This is a genomic window from Nonomuraea sp. NPDC050310, assembly GCF_040655795.1.
In the GTDB taxonomy this organism is placed as follows: domain Bacteria; phylum Actinomycetota; class Actinomycetes; order Streptosporangiales; family Streptosporangiaceae; genus Nonomuraea.
The window spans coordinates 39,941-58,198 of sequence record NZ_JBFAKP010000017.1; the positions used below are offsets into that span (position 1 = coordinate 39,941).

Annotated in this window: 18 protein-coding genes; 8 read left to right on the top strand and 10 right to left on the bottom strand. The window is 71.4% G+C overall.

The genetic code is table 11. The features are described from left to right. Positions 1–221: 221 nt before the first annotated feature. The 8 genes from AB0I67_RS30835 to AB0I67_RS30870 all read right to left on the bottom strand — a co-directional run bounded on the left by AB0I67_RS30835 (position 222) and on the right by AB0I67_RS30870 (position 9,755). The gene (locus AB0I67_RS30835) at positions 222–2,999 is read right to left on the bottom strand and encodes a CDP-glycerol glycerophosphotransferase family protein (RefSeq protein WP_357930502.1); all 2,778 of its coding nucleotides are present in this window, start codon (positions 2,997–2,999) and stop codon (positions 222–224) included. A gap of 187 nt (positions 3,000–3,186) precedes the next feature. Continuing rightward, positions 3,187–3,516: an MGMT family protein gene (locus AB0I67_RS30840; protein WP_357930505.1), complete on the bottom strand. Its 330-nt coding sequence runs from the start codon at positions 3,514–3,516 to the stop codon at positions 3,187–3,189. A gap of 43 nt (positions 3,517–3,559) precedes the next feature. Next, a complete protein-coding gene (locus AB0I67_RS30845; RefSeq protein ID WP_357930507.1) occupies positions 3,560–4,714 on the bottom strand; it encodes a S8 family serine peptidase in 1,155 nt (384 codons plus the stop codon). After that, positions 4,708–5,574, bottom strand: coding sequence for a hypothetical protein (locus AB0I67_RS30850; RefSeq protein ID WP_357930510.1), 867 nt, complete (start codon positions 5,572–5,574; stop codon positions 4,708–4,710). The genes AB0I67_RS30845 and AB0I67_RS30850 overlap by 7 nt, the downstream gene beginning before the upstream one ends. A 73-nt stretch (positions 5,575–5,647) precedes the next feature. Beyond that, positions 5,648–6,868 (bottom strand): S8 family serine peptidase, encoded by a 1,221-nt coding sequence (locus AB0I67_RS30855; protein ID WP_357930511.1) that lies wholly within the window; start codon positions 6,866–6,868, stop codon positions 5,648–5,650. Continuing rightward, positions 6,862–7,578, bottom strand: coding sequence for a hypothetical protein (locus tag AB0I67_RS30860; protein WP_357930514.1), 717 nt, complete (start codon positions 7,576–7,578; stop codon positions 6,862–6,864). Before AB0I67_RS30860 ends, AB0I67_RS30855 begins: the two co-directional genes overlap by 7 nt. Before the next feature lie 66 nt (positions 7,579–7,644). Further along, positions 7,645–8,826, bottom strand: coding sequence for an adenylyltransferase/sulfurtransferase MoeZ (gene moeZ / locus AB0I67_RS30865; RefSeq protein WP_357930516.1), 1,182 nt, complete (start codon positions 8,824–8,826; stop codon positions 7,645–7,647). Between the two features lie 41 nt (positions 8,827–8,867). Beyond that, positions 8,868–9,755, bottom strand: coding sequence for an alpha/beta hydrolase (locus AB0I67_RS30870; protein WP_357930517.1), 888 nt, complete (start codon positions 9,753–9,755; stop codon positions 8,868–8,870). A gap of 120 nt (positions 9,756–9,875) precedes the next feature. On the opposite strand from AB0I67_RS30870, the gene AB0I67_RS30875 reads away from it, so the two are divergent. Both AB0I67_RS30875 and AB0I67_RS30880 read left to right on the top strand, forming a co-directional pair. Further along, entirely contained in the window at positions 9,876–10,160 is a 285-nt protein-coding gene (locus AB0I67_RS30875) for a hypothetical protein (RefSeq protein ID WP_357930520.1), read from the top strand. Positions 10,161–10,511: 351 nt separating this feature from the next. Next, complete coding sequence (locus AB0I67_RS30880) at positions 10,512–10,739, top strand: hypothetical protein (RefSeq protein WP_357930523.1); 228 nt, start codon at positions 10,512–10,514, stop codon at positions 10,737–10,739. Between the two features lie 181 nt (positions 10,740–10,920). Here AB0I67_RS30880 and AB0I67_RS30885 read toward each other — a convergent pair whose 3' ends face one another. Then, positions 10,921–11,793: a Ku protein gene (locus tag AB0I67_RS30885; protein WP_357930525.1), complete on the bottom strand. Its 873-nt coding sequence runs from the start codon at positions 11,791–11,793 to the stop codon at positions 10,921–10,923. A 61-nt stretch (positions 11,794–11,854) separates the two neighbouring features. Between AB0I67_RS30885 and ligD (AB0I67_RS30890) the strand changes: the two genes are divergently transcribed. The 5 genes from ligD (AB0I67_RS30890) to AB0I67_RS30910 all read left to right on the top strand — a co-directional run bounded on the left by ligD (AB0I67_RS30890) (position 11,855) and on the right by AB0I67_RS30910 (position 14,879). Then, entirely contained in the window at positions 11,855–12,763 is a 909-nt protein-coding gene (gene ligD / locus AB0I67_RS30890; RefSeq protein ID WP_357930527.1) for a non-homologous end-joining DNA ligase, read from the top strand. After that, positions 12,760–13,635 carry a non-homologous end-joining DNA ligase gene (gene ligD / locus AB0I67_RS30895; RefSeq protein ID WP_357930529.1) on the top strand — a complete coding sequence of 292 codons (876 nt, stop codon included), beginning with the start codon at positions 12,760–12,762 and terminating at the stop codon, positions 13,633–13,635. Before ligD (AB0I67_RS30890) ends, ligD (AB0I67_RS30895) begins: the two co-directional genes overlap by 4 nt. A gap of 41 nt (positions 13,636–13,676) precedes the next feature. Then, a complete protein-coding gene (locus tag AB0I67_RS30900; protein WP_357930532.1) occupies positions 13,677–13,880 on the top strand; it encodes a hypothetical protein in 204 nt (67 codons plus the stop codon). A gap of 62 nt (positions 13,881–13,942) precedes the next feature. Continuing rightward, on the top strand, positions 13,943–14,563 hold the full coding sequence (locus AB0I67_RS30905) for a helix-turn-helix domain-containing protein (protein ID WP_357930535.1): 621 nt from the start codon (positions 13,943–13,945) through the stop codon (positions 14,561–14,563). 85 nt (positions 14,564–14,648) lie between these two features. Beyond that, positions 14,649–14,879 carry a DUF3107 domain-containing protein gene (locus AB0I67_RS30910; RefSeq protein WP_357930538.1) on the top strand — a complete coding sequence of 77 codons (231 nt, stop codon included), beginning with the start codon at positions 14,649–14,651 and terminating at the stop codon, positions 14,877–14,879. Between the two features lie 372 nt (positions 14,880–15,251). Here AB0I67_RS30910 and AB0I67_RS30915 read toward each other — a convergent pair whose 3' ends face one another. Continuing rightward, positions 15,252–15,884, bottom strand: coding sequence for a ferritin-like fold-containing protein (locus tag AB0I67_RS30915; protein WP_357930541.1), 633 nt, complete (start codon positions 15,882–15,884; stop codon positions 15,252–15,254). A 212-nt stretch (positions 15,885–16,096) separates the two neighbouring features. On the opposite strand from AB0I67_RS30915, the gene AB0I67_RS30920 reads away from it, so the two are divergent. Next, a complete protein-coding gene (locus AB0I67_RS30920) occupies positions 16,097–17,992 on the top strand; it encodes a DEAD/DEAH box helicase (RefSeq protein WP_357930832.1) in 1,896 nt (631 codons plus the stop codon). The last annotated feature ends 266 nt before the right edge of the window (positions 17,993–18,258 follow it).

The following is an 18,258-nucleotide window of genomic DNA, read 5'->3' on the forward strand; positions in this document are numbered from 1 at the left end:
GCCAGGTCTGACCACTCACAGCACTCAATTCCACCAGACCACGGGGGTAGATCGTGCCGCATTGACCGTTCTCGGCAAGCGATTCGGCCACCGTATCGGGGATCCCGCGTTTTCCACCCCTCGACACGCCGCCCAAACCCACCCATCCCAGGCGATGGGTGCGGGGCCTCCGGCCGGGTCAGCAGGGGCGGCGGGCCCCGGGCGCACCAGGGATCAGACGGTCAGGTGAACAGGTGGTCGACGACGCGGGCGGTCGCCTTGCCGTCGTCGCGGGGCGCGAAGGTGGCACGGAAGGATTCGTACCGGTCGGCGTAGGACGCGGCCACCGAGGGCAGGTCGCGCAGCGCCTCGGCGACCTCGGCCGCGGTGGTGAACAGCGGGCCGGGGGCCTGCTCGCGAAGGTCGAGGTAGAGGCCGCGCTTGGCCGCGTACTTGTCGAGGTCGTAGGCGAACAGCAGCACCGGCTTGCCGGTGGCCACGAAGTCGAACATCGACGAGGAGTAGTCGGTCACCAGCACGTCGGCCACCAGGAACAGGTCGGTGATGTCCGGGTAGGTGGTGACGTCGACGGCCCCCTGCGGGACGTTGGGCACGGCCTGCATGGGGTGCGCCCGGACGAGCAGGTCGTAGGAGCCGTCGGGGACGAGCTTGACCGAGCCGTTCTTCCGGTCGTAGTCGCGCCAGGTGGGCGCGTAGAGCACGACCTTGCGCCCGGGGGCGAGGCCCAGGCGGGCGCGGATCTCGGCGGCGCGGGCCTCCCGCTCGGGCGAGGGCGCGCTGAGGACGTCGTTGCGCGGCAGGCCGCTCTCCAGCACCTCGCCCTGGTAGCCGAAGGCCTTGCGCAGCACCGGGGTGGCCCACGGCGACTGGGACAGCAGCACGTCCCAGCCGCGGACCTCGGCGGCCTGGCGGTACCACACCGGGGGCCGGGGCTCGCGGGTCATGTGCGGCTGGTCGTTGCCGATGTGCTTGACCGGGGTGCCGTGCCAGGTCTGGACGATCGTCTGCTCGTCACGGGCCCGGAACCAGGTGGGCAGGAAGGCGTTGGTGACGACGTAACGGGAGCGGGCCAGAGCCGCGTGGTGCTCGCGGCTGCCCGCCCGCACCAGGCGGACGCCGGCGTCGGCCAGGGCCTGGCCGGGGACCGCGTCGCCGAGCATGCCGGTCAGCGAGAACGCGCCGTCCTTGACGATCCAGACGTGCTCCCGGTCGTCGCCCCGGCGCAGCCGCTCCTCGAAGATGGCGCGGACGCTGTCGGCGTAGAGGCGGCCGTCGTTGACGACGTAGACGGTGGCGTCGGTGAGCGGCTCGCCGCGCTGGGCCGGGTAGAAGACGCGGCGGAGCTGGTGGGTGCCGGCGACGCCCTTCTCGTCGGCGGGCCGGACCTCCTCCACCATGAGCACGGGCACGTCGAACCGGGTGGACACGAGCCGGTAGGAGCGGTTGTCGACGGCGCGGGGCGCCTCGTCGAGGGTGGGCAGCGCGGCGTGGTCGACGCGGGCCGGGACGATCTCGCCCGACGGGTGCCGGACCGAGAGGTTCCAGGTGCCGGAGGAGAGCGGGACGGACTCGCCGAAACGCTCCATCGCGCCCGGCGCCAGCCGGACGGTGAACTCCTCGCCGTCACGCTCCAACGGGACGGTGTACATCAGGCCGGAGCGGTGCCGCAGCGAGAGCCGGTCGGCGCCGGAGGCGTCGGGGTAGTGGCCGCGCAGGATCAGCGTCGAGCCGTCCTCCCAGGCCACACCGGTGATCACCGGCCGGATGCGGTGCGCGGAGACCACGACGCGGTCGCGCCGGTCGCCCAGGACGGTGATCTCGCGATCCCCCACGACCGCGCGCGTCTCGCCGGCCTCGGAGAGCATCACGGAGGCCGCCGGGTCGCCCTTGGGCTCGACCCACAGGCGGCGGCCGTCCTTCTCGTTGACCAGCGAGGTGACGGCGAGCGCGACGGTCACCAGGGTGCCGCCGGTGACCGGGGTGAAGTCGGCGGCGATGCGGTGCCCGCCGAGGCGGGCGTGGCCCTTGGTGACGCTGCGGCCGGGCAGCATGATCTTGAGCTCCAGGCGCTCGCCGTCGAGGTCGGCGCCGGTCAGCTCGGCCCGGTTGGGCTGCAGGACGACCTGGAGGGCCCGGTCGGAGGTCCAGACCGGGCGGATCCACCAGCCGTCGCGCACGCGCAGCCCGGCGGGGCGCTCGGTGCGGCCGACGGCGGCGCCGCGCAGCAGGCCGGTGGCGCGGGCGCCGCGGCTCCAGAAGACGATCTCGGCCCGCCACGTGGTGGTCTCGGGCACCGCCAGGCGGCGGCGGAGCATCCTGCGCACGCCGCTGACCACCGCCCGCGCCGAGGCGCGCCAGCGCAGCGCCCAGGGGGTGAGCTCGGCGGTGAAGCCCGACCAGTCGTAGTTGCAGCCGGCCTCGCGGGCGGCGTGGGTGGCCTCGGGCGCGTAGATGCGGCGGGTGCGCAGGCGCACCGGCGGCAGCCAGCGCGGGCCGCGCAGCACGACGGTGGCCCGGTTGAACCGGCGGCTCCGCACCGACAGGCCCGCCAGGTAGGCGTGCCCGTGGACGTGGAGCTTGCCGCCCTTCCAGTGGATGTCGTCGATCTGGGTGACCGGCACGAGGTCGGACTTGCGCAGCCGGAACAGGTCGGCCGGCAGCTCCTCGCGATAGGGCAGGTCGGCATACCAGCGCAGGCCCTTGCGGATGCGCTTGGACGGCTCGGCCGCGGCGGTGACCACCTTGACCAGCGCGTCGCCGTCGACGAGCTCCTCGTCGGGACGCTTCTCGATCAGGTGCACCAGCAGGCGGCGCGCGACCGGCAGGTCGTGCTTGACCGCCGGGGAGACCTTGGCGAGGTAGGGGCGGAGCTGGTCGACCAGCTCGCGCCGGCGGGCCGCGCCGCGCTTGATCGCCAGATCCATCCGGGCGCCCAGCGGGCCGCTCAGGACCTCGGCGTCGAAGGTGGAGTCGAGGCCGCCCTCGCCCACGGCTCGCATGATCGCGGGCAGTGGCTCGCCCCGATCGCAGAGCTCTTGGACAGCCCTCAGGCGCTCGCCGCCCTGGCTCGGGGCTGAAGCGCCGGTGGCCATCGGGGGGACCGCCTTTCGCAAACCCATCCGGTTGTTCTGGCTATGGTAGTGGGCGCCCGGCCTCTGCCGTCCGGGTCCTGTGGATAACGGCTGCTCAGTGATTTTCCTGAAATTCCGCTGAATCCAGCGATCCGTCCCACCGGGCACGCCGCATATCAACCTTCACACCCGGCGTCACACCCCGGGTCGGGGTACCCTCCTCGCGCCACCGCTGCCGGCACTCCACCTCGTGCCCGGGCACGGGGGTGCCGTCGGCGTGCACGACGCGCCACCACGGCACGCCTCCGCCCCAGGTCGACATGACCCTGCCGACCTGACGCGGGCCGCCTTCGCCCAGGTATTCGGCGATGTCGCCGTAGGCCATCACCCGCCCGGGCGGGATGTGCTCGACCACGTCGAGCACGCGCTCCGCGAACTGATCCACGCGCCCAGGGTAGGAGGCGGCCCCGACATTCCGCGACCCGGATCTACCGGCGCTGGCTGAGGGTGGCCACCGCCCAGCCGAAGGCGGCCAGGCCGAGCACGGCGCCGAGACCGAAGATCCACATCCGCAGCGGGTCGGGGCCGGGCCGGGAGGGCGCCGGGGAGTTCTCGCCCTCGCCGAAGTGCGCGCCGGCCGGGACGGTGGCCGAGCGCTGCTGCCCGGCCAGGCGATCCGCGGCGGCCAGGGCCGCGGCGGCGTCCACGACGCCGAAGCCGATCTTGTCGTCGTAGCCGGTGAGCGGCCGGCCCTTGGTGCTGGCGACGAGCGCCTGGGCGACGATCTCCGGCCGCATCTCGGGATGGCGCGACTTGATCAGCGCGGCCACCCCGGCGACCAGCGCGGCCGAGGGGCTGGTGCCGTCGGCGGTGGTGTAGCCGCCCGAGCGCTTGGCGACCGGGACGCCCATGCCGGGCGCGGCGACGGTGACCGAGAGGTTGTCGCTGCTGAACGGCGCGCCGCGGCCCATCCGGTCCACCGCGGAGACGCCGATCACGCCGGAGTAACCGGCCGGGAAGGTCCAGTACGAGGTGCGGTTCTGCTTGGCGTAGGCGCTCGTGCCGTCGTTGCCGACCGCCGCGACGAGCACCACGCCGCGGCGCAGCGCGTAGGAGACCGCCTCGCGTTCCGAGCGGTCGGTGCCGTAGGTGCCGATGGACATGCTGACGACCTTGGCCCCGTGGTCGGCGGCGTAGCGGATGGCGCGCGCGACGGGGCTCATCCGCGAGGTGAGCTGGTCGGCGTCCGGGGCGATCAGGCCGCCGCCGGCCTCCTCCTCCAGGGCGATCGGCAGCGACAGGATGCGGGACTCGGGAGCCGCGCCGATCATGCCCTTGCCCTCGCCCGAGCCGGCGATGAGCGCGGCCATCGCGGTGCCGTGCTGGCCCGGCTCGCCCGGCACGGCGTCGGCGGTGGTCATGTCGCCGGCCAGCTCGACGCGGCCGCGCAGTTCCTTGAGCGCCGGGTCGACGCCGCTGTCGATCACCGCGACGGTGACGCCGCGGCCCTTGGTGATCGTCCAGGCCCGTTCCAGGTTGAGCGTGTCGAGCACCCATTCCTGCTGCTCGCGCACCGGGGGCGGGGCTGCTGCGCCGTACAGCAGGAAGGTGGCGGTGAGGGCGGCGGCGGTGGCGGTCAGCACACGTTCCCCTGGGTGCACGGCGGGACTCTGGGCGGGTCGGCCAGGAAGTAGGCGATCTGGTTGCCGATGGAGCGGGCGGTGGTCCACAGCTCGCTGTGCAGAATCTCCTCCGGCGGCACCGCCGCGCGGGTGCGGCCGTCCACGTAGCCGCCCGTGGCGAAGACGAGGTACGGCCCGGCCCCCACCCAGGCGTTGCGCTGGCGCTGGTCCACGCCGAAGCGCTCGGTCACGGTGCCGGGGAAGGCGACCGGCAGCACGCCCACGCGGTCGTCCCCGGACAGCTCCTCGGCGGCCGAGACGCGGGACTCCTCGCTCTCCAGGACGGCGACGCCGACGGTGAAGACGAAGGTGGCGGTCTCGTCGATGTAGGTGGCGCGCAGCGTGGTGAGGCAGCCGTGCCGGTCGAGCACGTCGGCGACCGCGGCGTCCACGGCCCGGCCGCAGCTCACCTCGGGCGCGATGCCGACCCGGCGGGCGTACTGCGGCAGGCGCTGGAGGCCGAGGTACTTGACCTCTTCGGGGAAGACGCCGGTGGCCGGCCAGGCCTGCCAGCGGCGGGCGATCTCCTCCTGCTGGTAGCGCATCTGCTCGGCCGGGGTCAGGGGCCGCGAGCGGGTCTCGGCGACCAGGCCGACGGTGCCGAGCAGGACCAGCACGGCGGAGGTGGCGACGACGGCGGCCAGCAGCGCCAGGAAGATGCCGCGGTAGCGGATGCCCTGCTGGAGCGCGGCGGTCTCGGCCTGGCGGCGGGCGGCCTCGGCGTGCCCCCGGCCGGCGGCGGGCCAGGTGCGGACGCGGGTGCGCCGGGCGGTGGCCGCGCCGAAGGGGCCGTTGCGCCGGGTGCGGGGCACCGGGGTCATCGGCCTTCTACCGGGCTTGATCGGCTGATCGCTCACTCGCACGCTCCGCGGAGGTTATGCCTAGTTCGTCCCCCTAAGGAGGCGGATCATGCGCGATGAGCCCGGTGAGTACAGGGGCCGGCCGGCCGGAGCGCCTGACCAGCCAGATGGCGGCGCCCGCGCAGCCGGCCACGCCGATCAGGGCGCCCACGCCGAACGCGCCGTGCACCAGGATGTGCCGCTCGTCGCGGTGGATCACCTGGACCGGGTCCGCGACGCCGGGTCCCAGCGGGCGGGCGGCGTCGTGGGCGGCGGCCTTGGCGGTCGTGGTGTGCCTGGACAGCTTGCCCGCCTCGGCGAGGGAGCGGGCGGCGTTGACGACGCCGAAGCCGGTCTTGGTGGTGTAGCCGTCGCCGGTGGCCCCGGCGGTGAGCGCCTGGGCGACCAGCGCGGGCGACATCTTCGGATGTTCGGCCTTGATGAGCGCCGCGACGCCCGAGACCAGCGCGGTGGCCTGCGAGGTGCCCTGCCCGACCCAGTACTGGTCGCCGGGCCCGGCGCCCAGGATGTCCACGCCCGGCGCGGCGATCAGCACCGACGGGTTGGCGTTGGAGAAGGAGGCCCGGCGCAGTCCCCGGTCGGTCGCGGCCACCGACACGACGCCGGGGAAGGCCGCCGGGTAGGAGTAGGGGGCGACCTTCTTGCCCTCGCCGTCGTTGCCCGCCGCCGCCACCAGCACGACGCCCTTGGCCAGCGCGTACCGCACCGCGGCGCGCTCCTCCTTGGTCGCCAGCTCCTTGGAGATGGACATGTTGATCACGTCGGCGCCCTGGTCGACCGCGTAGCGGATGCCCTTGGCCACCACGTTCTCGAAGCGCTCCTCGGAGTTGAAGGTGGTGAAGCCCGGCTCCTCGTCCTCCAGGATCACCCGGACCGACAGCAACCGGGCCTCGGGCGCGACGCCGATCACCCCGTCGCCGCCGCCCGGCCCGTGGCCGTGCCCGGCGATCAGCGAGGCCATGTAGGTGCCGTGCAGGCGGCTGGGCGCCACGCCGGGCGGGTTGGCGCCCACGGTGAAGTCCTTGCCTACGGTCACCGAACCGGCCAGGTCGCGGTGGCGGGGGTCGACGCCGGAGTCGAGCACGGCCACCAGCACGCCCGCGCCCTTGGTGATCTGCCAGGCCCTCGGCAGCGCCAGGGTGTCGATCACCACCTGCTGGCTGCCGCGCACGTCGTCGGCGGAGGCGGGGGCCGCCGACCAGACGGGGAGGGCCAGCACGCCCAGGGCGAGCAGCAGCCGCCGGGCCCTCAGCATCGCCACTCCTTCGTGCCGCAGACCGGCCGTTTGGGCTCGGTCAGCACGCCCAGAATGCGGTCGCTCAGCTCGCGGGCGAAGGCGAAGACGCCCGGCCGCTGGCCGCCGACCGCCTTCGCGGGCCGGCCGTCCACCTGGCCCGCCGTGGTCAGCACCACGTACGGCCCGGCATAGCGGGCCGAGGACGCCTGCCGTACCGCGTCGGTGAAGCGGTCGGAGACCGTGCCCTTGAAGGCGAGCGCGCGCACGCCGGGCGCGGGCCGGCCGTCCTGCGGGAAGGCGGATCGGACGCGGGCGGCGTGCAGGTCGTCGGGCAGCACCACGACGCCGACGGTGACCAGGACGCCGCCGAGCGCGTCGAGGTAGGTGGCGCGCAGCACGGCCCGGCACTGGGCGGCGGTGAGGATCTTCTCGGCCTGCTCGTCCGCGGCCGCCTGGCACGAGGTGTCCGGCGAGATGCCGATCCGCCGGGCCCGCTCGCGCCCGCCCTGCTCGGCGGTGTACTCGATGCTCTCGGGGAAGACCTGCCCGGCCGGCAGGCTGCGCCAGCGTTCGGCGACCTCGGCGCGGGCGGCGGTGACCAGCTCGCCCTCGGTCGGGCCACGGGTGAGCTCCGCGCCGACCGCGGTGGCCGCGAACCCGCCCCCGGCCAGGCTCGCCAGCGCGAGCAGGCAGGCCAGCACGATCAGCGGCCACGGGCGAGGGTTCACGGCCCTGACACTAATAGGGGCGAACGCGTGCCATGACCCGTTCGCCCCAGTCAGTCCCTCAGCCGGTCAGTACGTCGGCAGGCTCGGGTCGACGGTCTTGACCCAGCTCAGCACCCCGCCGCCCACGTGCACCGCGTCGGCGAAGCCGGCGCTCTTGACGACGGCCAGCGCCTCGGCGCTGCGCGCGCCCGACTTGCAGTGCAGGACGATCCGCTTGTCCTGCGGCAGCTTCTCCAGGGCCGAGCCGTTGAGGAACTCGCCCTTGGGGATCAGCGTGGCGCCGGGGATCGAGACGATCTCGTACTCGTTCGGCTCGCGCACGTCGATGAGGAAGATGTCCTCGCCGGCGTCCTGCATGGCCTTGAGCTCGGCGGCGGTGATCGTCGAGCCGGAGGCGGCCTGGGCGGCCTCGTCGGAGATCGTGCCGCAGAAGGCCTCGTAGTCGTCGAGGAGCTGCGTGACGGTCGGGTTCTTGCCGCACAGCACGCACTCGGGGTCCTTGCGGACCTTGACGTCGCGGTACTTCATCTCCAGGGCGTCGTAGATCATCAGGCGGCCGACCAGCGGGTCGCCGATGCCGGTGAGCAGCTTGATGGCCTCGTTGACCTGGATCGAGCCGATGGAGGCGCACAGCACGCCGAGCACGCCGCCCTCGGCGCAGGAGGGCACCATGCCGGGGGGCGGGGGCTCGGGGTAGAGGCAGCGGTAGCAGGGGCCGTGCTCGGCCCAGAAGACGCTGGCCTGGCCGTCGAACCGGTAGATCGACCCCCACACGTACGGCTTGCCGAGCAGCACCGCCGCGTCGTTCACCATGTACCGGGTGGCGAAGTTGTCGGTGCCGTCCACGATCAGGTCGTAGCCGGAGAAGATGTCCATCACGTTCTCGGTGGACAGGGCCACGTTGTGCACGATGACGTCGACCAGCGGGTTGATCTCCCGCACCGTCGCCGCCGCGCTCTCGGCCTTGAGCCGGCCCACGTCGGACTGGCCGTGGATGATCTGACGCTGCAGGTTGGACTCGTCGACGACGTCGAAGTCGATGATGCCGAGCGTGCCGACACCCGCCGCGGCCAGGTACATCAGCGCGGGCGAGCCCAGACCGCCGGCGCCCACGCACAGCACCTTGGCGTTCTTGAGCCGCTTCTGCCCCGCCATGCCCACGTCGGGGATGATCAGATGGCGCGAGTAACGGCGGACTTCGTCGACGGTCAGCTCGGCGGCCGGCTCGACCAGCGGAGGCAAGGACACGGTTCTACGCTCCCATGGACAGGGGTCTTTCCTGGAGAAACCTAGCTGGCCAGTGGGGCATTCCCCAACCGCGTCTCAAGGATCAGACGCCGGGCCTCCGCGGCCACCACCTTGGGGGCCTCCATCTGCGCGCAGTGCCCGCAGTGCGGCAGCAGCACCAGGCGGGCGTTCGGGAACGACCGGGCGGCCTTGCGGGCCATCGCCGCGCGCACCAGGCGGTCGTGCCTGCCGTACAGGAGCAAGGTGGGGGCGGTGATGGTGGCGGCCTCGCGCCAGAGGGTGTTCTTGAGGTACTCCCGCACGATCCCCCGGGTCGAGCCGATCATGGCCGCCGCCGAGTACGGCAGGCCGTCCCGGCGGCGCAGCTCCTCCACGGCGGCACGCACCCGCTCGGGGTGCACGACGGCGGGATCGGCGTAGACCATCGCGAGCGAGGCGGCGATCCGGCGTTCGGCCGGCAGCCGGCCCAGCAGGGCGGCGCCGAGCTCGCCCAGGCGGGGCGCGGCGGCGGCGAAGACCCGGACCGGGCCGTAGCGGGGGTACCAGTCGGGCAGCGCCGGGCTGACCAGGGTCAGCGAGCGCACGAGGTCCGGGCGGAGCGCGGCGGCCCGCACCGAGACCGCGCCGCCCAGCGAGTTGCCGAACAGGTGGGCGGGCCCGGTCTGCTCCATCAGGCCGATCACCGCGCGGGCGTGGGCGGTGATGGAGTAGTCGCCGTCGGGCGGCGCCGGTGAGTAGCCGTTGCCCGGCAGGTCGATGGCGTGCCCGGTGACGAGGTCGGCCAGCTCCCCCATCAGGTCGGTCCAGTTGGTGGCCGACCCGGCCAGGCCGTGGACGAAGACCGCCTGCTCCGCGGGGCCTTCGGGGGTTGAGCGGACATAGACGGGACCGGCCTCGCGGCCCGGCCACAGAGGAATCGGCTGCTCCACGTCCGCAGGATATCTCAGCCCAATTTGCATAAGTTATGCATAAATGTAGGTGTTTGTGATGATATGTCCGGTTATTGTCGCTGGAGTAGATGAGCCGACAGCAGTCAAGGGGGAGACGCCATGTCGAAGCTCAGAACCACCCTCGCCGGCGCCGCGATGGCCACCGCCCTGGCGGGGAGCCTGGCCGGCTTCGGCGCCACCGGCGCCAACGCGTCCACGGAAGTCGCCACCCAGGCTCCGGTGGTCCAGCATCAGACCCACAAGGGCAAGTGCATCTGGATCAGCCGCACAGGCAAGGTGCACAAGGGTTGGAAACACCGCAAGACCACCGTCGTCTGGAAGAACGGGCACTTCTACGTCAAGCGCTACTGGGGCTGCAACATCAAGCGCAAGTGGTGGTGGTAAGCCGCTGAACCCCGCGCGTTACTGAGGTTGTACGCGCTTCACACCCGCGATCCGAGGGGGTCGCGGGTGCTTTTATTTGGACATTTCACCATATTTCATGGCGTGCAATTAAATGGGCAGCCAATGACGCCCTTCGACGTGGCCAGTGATAGGCAAAAGCCTCTTATCCGCCGTTTATGATCATGAATGCTCGGAGATCCTCACAACCAGGAAGACTCTAGACGAGCGAGTCATCCCAGACCTAAGACGGAGAAATCCGACTTAGCGTCTGAAATGCAAGAGACCGTCAAGGGGAAGCACATCATGTTCAACATCAAGCGAGCAGTCGCGGCGACCGCCCTTTCTGTCGCCATGGCTGGCGGTACCCTGGCTCTGAGCACGACCGCCGCCAGCGCCGCGACGGCCACCACGACCGCATCCTCGTTCACCGCGGGGCCCCGGTGCGTGTGGATCCAGAAGAACGGCCGGGTCTACCTGGGTCACCGCAAGAACAAGGTCACCGTCACCAAGTACAAGCACAGCCCGTTCCACATCAAGCGCGAGCGCGGCTGCGTGAAGAACCGCCACTGGGTGTACTAAAGCCCACGCGGACCAACTCACACCGGGGATTTCGCTGGTGAAATCCCGGGAGCGATTCCCATAGCAAGACTGGCCGGGCGGGTTCATCCCGCCCGGCCTTCGCTGCGTTTCCCTTTCGCCGCGAAATTGTTCCGCCGGGCTTTTCTATTTGCCCGGCGGAACAGTGCCGCAAACTTGTGGATCAGGCCGACTTGCGCGCCCGCTTCTTCGGGGCCGCCTTTTCTTCCTTCTCGGCCTTCTCGGTCTTCTCCGTCTTCTTCGTCCGGGGAGTGGAGGTGCCCCGCTCCTTCTTGGCCGCCTCGACCGAGGCCCGCAGCGCGGCCATCAGGTCCACCGCCGGTCCGGCCTCCTCGGTCTCGGGCGCGGCGACGACCTCCCGGCCGGCGACCTTCGCCTCGATGACCTCCTGGAGCGCCTCGCGGTAGGTGTCGTGGTACTCCCGGGGGTCGAAGTCGGCCTCCATCGTGGTGATCAGCGACTCGGCCATCTTCAGCTCCTGCGGCCGCACCTCGATGTCCTCGTCCAGGAACTCGAACTCGGGCGCCCGGATCTCGTCCGGCCAGAGCATCGTCTCCAGGACGAACACCCCGTCACGCACCCGCAAGGTGGCCAGCGACTCCCGCTGCCTGAGCGCGACCTTCACCACCGCCACCTGCCCCGACGACTCCAGCGCGTTGCGCAGCAGCACGTACGGCTTCGCCCCCTGGGCGTCCGGTTCGAGGTAGTACGACTTGGCGAAGTAGATCGGATCGATCTGGTCGGCCGGGCTGAACTGCAGCACGTCGATTCGCCGCGAGGTGCTGAGGGGCAGGCCCTCGAAGTCCTCGTCGGTCAGCACGACCATCTCGCCGGTCGCCAGCTCGTACCCCTTGGCGATGTCCGCGTAGGCGACCTCCTCCCCGTCCTTGGTGCACACGCGCTTGTAGCGGATCCGCCCGCCGTCCTCACGGTGCACCTGGTGGAAGGAGACGTCTTTCTGCTCGGTCGCCGAGTACAGCTTCACCGGGATGGTGACCAGGCCGAACGAGATAGCGCCCTTCCAAATGCTGCGCATGGCCCACCTCATCCACTATCAGGGCTCATCTTTGGGCACATACCCGGACATGGGCGATCCAATGCCGTTCCCCGTCGAACCCATGCTGGCCATGCCAGGGGAGCTTCCCGCCGACCGCGAGCAGTACGGGCTGGAGGTCAAGTGGGACGGCATCCGCGCCCTCCTGCACCTGGAGGACGGGGTCATGCGGATGACCGGGCGGCACGGCGCCGACTACAGCCGCCGCTACCCCGAGATCTCCGACTTCGGCCTGGACAACGTGCTCCTCGACGGGGAGATCGTCGCCCTCGACGCCAAGGGGCGGCCCAGCTTCGAGCGGCTGCAGCACCGCATGCACCTGACCGACCCGGATCCGGCGATGATGCGGCTCTACCCGGTCACCTATCTCCCCTTCGACCTGCTGGGCGTGGCCGGCACCCCGCTGTTCGACCTGCCGTACGCCGCCCGGCGGGCGCTGCTCGACGAGCTGGACGTGGGGGCACCGCCGTACTTCCTGGGCACCTCCGACCTGCTGGCCGCCACGAGCGCGCAGGGACTGGAGGGCGTGGTGGCCAAGCGGCTCGACTCGCCGTACCGGCCGGGTATCAGGGCGGCCTGGTGGATCAAGGTCAAGAACCTCACCGCGCGCGAGGTGGTGATCGGCGGCTGGAAACCCGGCAAGGGCCGGCGCGCGGGCGGCATCGGCTCGCTGGTCATGGGCGCCTTCGCCGAGCGCGGGCTGGTCTACGTGGGCCACGTGGGCACCGGATTCACCGACGCCGACCTGGAACGACTGCACGAGCTGCTGGCCCCGCTGGAGATCCCGCGCAGCCCGTTCGCCAACGCCGTGCCCTGGCGGAACCGGTGGGTTAGACCCGATCTGGTCGGGGAGGTTGCCTACACGATGTGGACCGACGACCAGAAACTGCGCCATCCGGTCTGGCGCGGCCTGCGTCCCGACAAGTTCCCGGCCGAGGTGAGCCTCCCATGAGCAAGACACCGGTGAAGGTGGACGGCAGGCAGCTCGTCCTGACCAACCTGGACAAGGTCCTGTACCCCGAGTCGGGCTTCACCAAGGCCGAGGTCATCGACTACTACAGCCGCATCGCCCCGGTGCTCCTGCCCCACCTGGCCGGCCGGCCGCTCACCGTCAAGCGCTACCCCAACGGCGTCGAGGGCCAGTTCTTCTTCGAGAAGAACGCCCCCAAGCACACCCCCGACTGGGTGCGCCGGGTGAACCTGCCGGTGCCTGGCAGCACCAAGGACCGCGAGAGCATCGACTTCGCCCTGGTGGAGGACCTGCCCACGCTGGTCTACTACGCCAACCTGGCCGCGCTGGAGCTGCACGTGCCGCAGTGGCGGGTCAACGAGGAGGGCAAGGCGGAGGAACCGGACACCCTCGTCTTCGACCTCGACCCGGGCGCCCCCGCCACCATCGTGGAGTGCTGCGAGGTGGCGCTCCTGCTGCGCGAGGCCCTGGCCGAGGACGGGCTGACCGCCAGCCCCAAGACCAGCGGCAACAAGGGCATGCAGCTCTACGCCGACTGGGACGGCCGCGCCGAGCCCTCCGCCTACGCCAAGGCGCTGGCCCAGCGGCTGGAGAAGGAGCACCGCGCCCTGGTGATCAGCGTCATGACCCGCAGCGCCCGCACCGGCAAGGTCTTCATCGACTGGAGCCAGAACAATCCCGCCAAGACCACCGTCGCCCCCTACTCGCTGCGCGCGCGGGCGCAGCCCACCGTCTCCACCCCGCTCACCTGGGCCGAGGTGGAGACCTGCCAGAGCCCGGAAGAACTCGTCTTCACCACCGCCGACGTGCTGGAACGGGTGGCAGACCAGGGGGAGCTGTTCCGCCGGGCGTAGTGTGGAGAGGCCACGACCAGAGGGGACACACGATGTCGGAGATGGACGTACGCGGGGACGATCGTCCGGTCGAGGACGACGAGCTGCCGATCGAGGCGCCCGAGGCCGACGCGGCCGAACAGCACCGCCGGCTGCGCGACGAGGACGACACCTACCGCCGGGAACTCCCGATGGACGTCGATCCCGCCGACGCCGCCGAGCAGGACCGGGTGGTGGAGGTCGACGATGACGAAGACTACCGATGAGGTCTTTACCGGCACGTAGGATGTCCGAACGAAACTGCCCCTCGGCCTAGGAGAAGTCGCTCATGACCGCAACCCCGGACGCCAAGCCCCGGGGCACCCGGCTGCCCCGGCTCGCCCGTCGCAGGCAGTTGCTGAGCGCGGCCCAGGAGGTCTTCGTCGAGAACGGCTACCACGCCGCCGCCATGGACGAGATCGCCGACCGGGCAGGGGTCAGCAAGCCGGTCCTCTACCAGCACTTCCCGGGCAAGCTGGAGCTCTACCTCGCCCTGCTCGACCTGCACGTGGACGACATGGTCAACCGGCAGCGCGAGGCCCTGGCCTCCACCCGGGAGAACAAGCTGCGGGTGCAGGCCACCTTCGCCGCCTTCTTCGACTTCGTCTCCAGCCAGGGCGAGGCCTTCCGCCTGGTCTTCGAGTCCGACCTGCGCAACCTCGCGCCGGTACGGCAGCGCGTGGAGCGGTCCCTTCGCGAGTGCGCCGAGATGATCAGCGTGGTCATCCAGGAGGACACCGGCTGCTCCAGCGAGGAGGCGCACCTGCTGAGCGTCGGCCTGGTCGGCATGGCCGAGGTCAGCGCCCGCTACTGGGTCACCACCCACGGCTCCATCCCCAAGGAGGCCGCCGAGCAGCTCATGGCCCGGCTGGCCTGGCGGGGCATCAGCGGTTTTCCGCGTACGGCGTAAGCCGTTCGCTGGCCGCGATCCCCGGCGCCGTTTCGCCCGCGCGGGCGTCACGATGGGATGGGCAACCGTCTCATGAGGGAGCGCAATGGAAATCAAGATCGGCGTGCTGTCCGTACCCCGGGAGATCGTCGTGGAGGTGGACCTCTCGGCCGACCAGGTCGAGGAGGAGCTCAGGATGGCCCTGGCCACGGATCGCGGCGTCTTCGCCCTCACCGACGTCAAGGGCCGGCGCGTGATCGTGCCGGTCGCCTCGCTCGGCTACATCGAGATCGGCGAGGACGAGCCGCGCCCCGTCGGCTTCGGCGGCACGCTCTAGGTTTTTCCGGGGTACGGCAGGCGGTCAGGAACCGCGCCTGCCGTACCCCGCCCGCGCAGTCGGACCACGGGTGGTGCGGCCGCGAGCATGGGGCCGCGGCCATTCGGGGCGTGGTCGCGAACCGGGTGGCCGGAGCTAAGGGGTGGCGCAGAACGGGCAGGCCCGGCGGGCGGGACGGCAGCGGCCGCGGCGCAGCCCCGTCGTCGGGCAGCCTGCGCTCCCCCGTCTCAGCACCGCCCGCGTGGTCCAGCGATTCGGCGCGCATCTGGTCGGCGAAGTGCCATAGCGGCGCGAGGCCCTCATCTCTGGCACGCTACACCCTCCCGCGCCGCCGGTGTCCCGCCATCCCTCCCGCCTCTCGATCGCGAGCCCCTAGATCCCGAGTGCCGCCATCCGCTTGCCGTGCTCCTCCTGAAGCTGGGCGAACAGCCGGGAGATGTCGCTCTGCTCCGCCCCGGCGAGTTGCAACGCCAGCTCGGGCCGCGCCGCGACGACCTGCTGCGCCTGGCTGAGCGCCTCACCCACCAGCCGCCTGGCCCACAGCGCCAGCCGTCCGGCCTGCACCGGGTCGGCCTCCAGCGCCGCCCTGACCCGGTCGACCACGAACTCCGAGCGTCCCTGGTCGGCCAGTACCTCCTCGACCAGCGGACCGACCGACGGATCGACGTGCCTGGCGGCCTCCCGGTAGAAGTCGAGCGCGATGCCGAGCCCGACGTACGCCTTCACCAGCGCCTGCAGCCAGTCGGCCGGCTTGGTCTGGTCGTGCCAGGCGTCGAAGGCGGGCGCGAACGGCTCCATCGCCGCCCCCGCGTCGGCCCCGAGCGCCTCCAGCCGCTCGCTCAGAAGGCGGAAGTGCCCGTACTCGGCCACGGCCAGTTCCGCGAGCCGCGCCCGATCGTCGAGGGAGGGGGCGAGGGTGGCGGCGTCCTCCGCCATCCGCAGGAACGCCGTCAGCTCGGCACAGGCCAGAGCGCCCAGCAGATCGACAACACCGGTATCCGTCATGAAGGCAGAGTACTTCGGGAACAACACGCATCTCGGCCAGCGTTGTGCTATCGAGTACACTGCTGTGTGAAAGTGCGACCGCACAGTGTTAAACGGGGGGTTCTCCCCCGCTAACCCCCGATCTGGGTTCCCGGCGGTCGCTGACGAATTGAGAGGACTGGCTTCTCCGCGCGGACCACATGATCCCGGAGGCCCAGTCTTCACTGGTGAGACTGAGGCAGGCCAACCTGACTACCTTCCGTGCACTCGGCGTCATCCCTGAGATCGCCGACGCTCTCGAGACAGAGGGCATCACGACGCCCTTCCCCATCCAGGAAATGGCGCTCCCGCTCGCCCTAGGCGGGCAGGACCTGATCGGCCAGGCCCGTACGGGCACTGGCAAGACCCTCGCGTTCGGCATCGCGATGCTCCAGAGCATCGGCAAGCCGCGCAAGACCCGCAAGAAGCCGCGCGGCCTGGTCGTCGTGCCCACCCGCGAGCTGGCCATCCAGGTCTCCGAGGACCTGACCACCGCGGCCGGCAAGCTCGGCTCCCGCGTCCTGACCGTGTACGGCGGGCGTGCCTACGAGCCGCAGGTCGAGGCGCTCAAGGCGGGCGTCGACGTCGTCGTCGGCACCCCCGGCCGGCTGCTCGACCTGGTCAAGCAGAAGCACCTCGACCTGTCGCAGGTCACCGCGCTCGTCCTCGACGAGGCCGACCGCATGATGGACCTCGGCTTCCTGCCCGACATCGAGCGCATCTTCAAGCTCGTGCCGGCCGAACGGCAGACGATGCTCTTCTCGGCGACCATGCCGGGCGAGATCGTCGGCCTGTCGCGCCGCTACCTCAACCGCCCCACGCACGTCCGCGCCGAGCACGAGTCCGGCGAGGGCGAGGCCACCCCGCAGGTGGAGCAGTTCGTCTGGCGGGTGCACCGCATGGACAAGATCGAAATGCTCGGGCGCATGCTCCAGGCCCGCGAGCGCGGCCTGACCATGGTGTTCTGCGAGACCAAGCGCGCCTGCGACATGGTCTCCGAGCAGCTCCAGACGCGGGGCTTCGCCGCCGCCGCCGTCCACGGCGACCTCGGCCAGGGCCAGCGCGAGCAGGCGCTGCGCGCCTTCCGCAACGGCAAGATCGACGTGCTCGTCGCCACCGACGTGGCGGCGCGCGGCATCGACATCGACGACGTCACCCACGTGGTCAACTACGACTGCCCCAACGACGAGAAGGCCTACGTCCACCGCATCGGCCGCACCGGCCGCGCGGGCCGGACGGGCATCTCGGTCACCTTCGTCGAGTGGGAAGAGCTGACCCGCTGGAAGATGATCAACCAGATGCTCGGCCTCGACTTCGCCGACCCCGTGGAGACCTACTCCACCTCGCCGCACGTCTACGCCTCCCTCAACATTCCCGAGGGGACCAAGGGCGTGCTCCCGCGCGAGGCCCGCAACCGGGCCGGGCTCGACGCCGAGACCCTTGAGGACCTCGGCGAGACCGGGCGCTCCCGCACCCGTGTCAAGGAGCGCGACCGGGACCGTGACCGTGATCGCGAACGTCCCGCCCGCACCCCACGTCAGCGCCGCCGTACCCGCGGGGGCGAGTCGGTGGGGGTTGAGTCTGTTGAGTCCGTCGAGCAGTCCCAGCCGGAGGTCGAGCCCATGGACAAGCGTCGCGGGCGCAAGATCGAGCAGACTCCTGCTCTGATCGGCGCGGACGAGCTGCCGCCGCAGCGGAAGCAGTCCCGCGAATCCGCCTCGGACCCCACCGCCCGCGAGACCGCTGTTCGCGAGCCGGCCCGTGAGGCTGTCCGTGACACGGCTCGCGAATCGGTTCGTGAGCCGGTCCGTGAGGCGGTTGCCGAGCGGGCGCCCGAGCCGGTGCGTGCCGCGCCCGCGTTCGAGCCGCGGGAGGAGGCGCCCAGTTTCCTGGCCGCGCCGCCCGCCCCGGTTCGCCGCGAGCCGGAGCGGATCGTCCCGGCCAGCCCGTTCCAGGTCATCTTCCAGTCGCCCGACCTGGCGACCGACGACGACGAGATCGCCCCGTCCGCGGCCAGCGAGCGCCAGCAGCAGCGCCGCCGCCCCCGCGGCAACGGTGGCGGCAACAGCGGCGGCCCTCGCCGCCGCTGACCCCTCCCGGCCCCGCCCAACCCGCGGGGCCGACCCACCACCCTCGGCCCGTCCTGTGTACGGACCGCACCACCACGGCCCCGGACCCCCGTCCGGGGCCGCACTGGTTTCCGGGGCCAGGTACGGCGGGCCCGAGACGGCGGGCTTCCAAGCTGGCCGCAACCGGTGTCAGTTAGAGGCCGGCGCGGGAAGCCGGGATCGCGGGAAGCCCCCTCCCAAAAGAGCGTCCGAATCAGGGGACCGGAGGATCGGGCAGGGGGATCTTT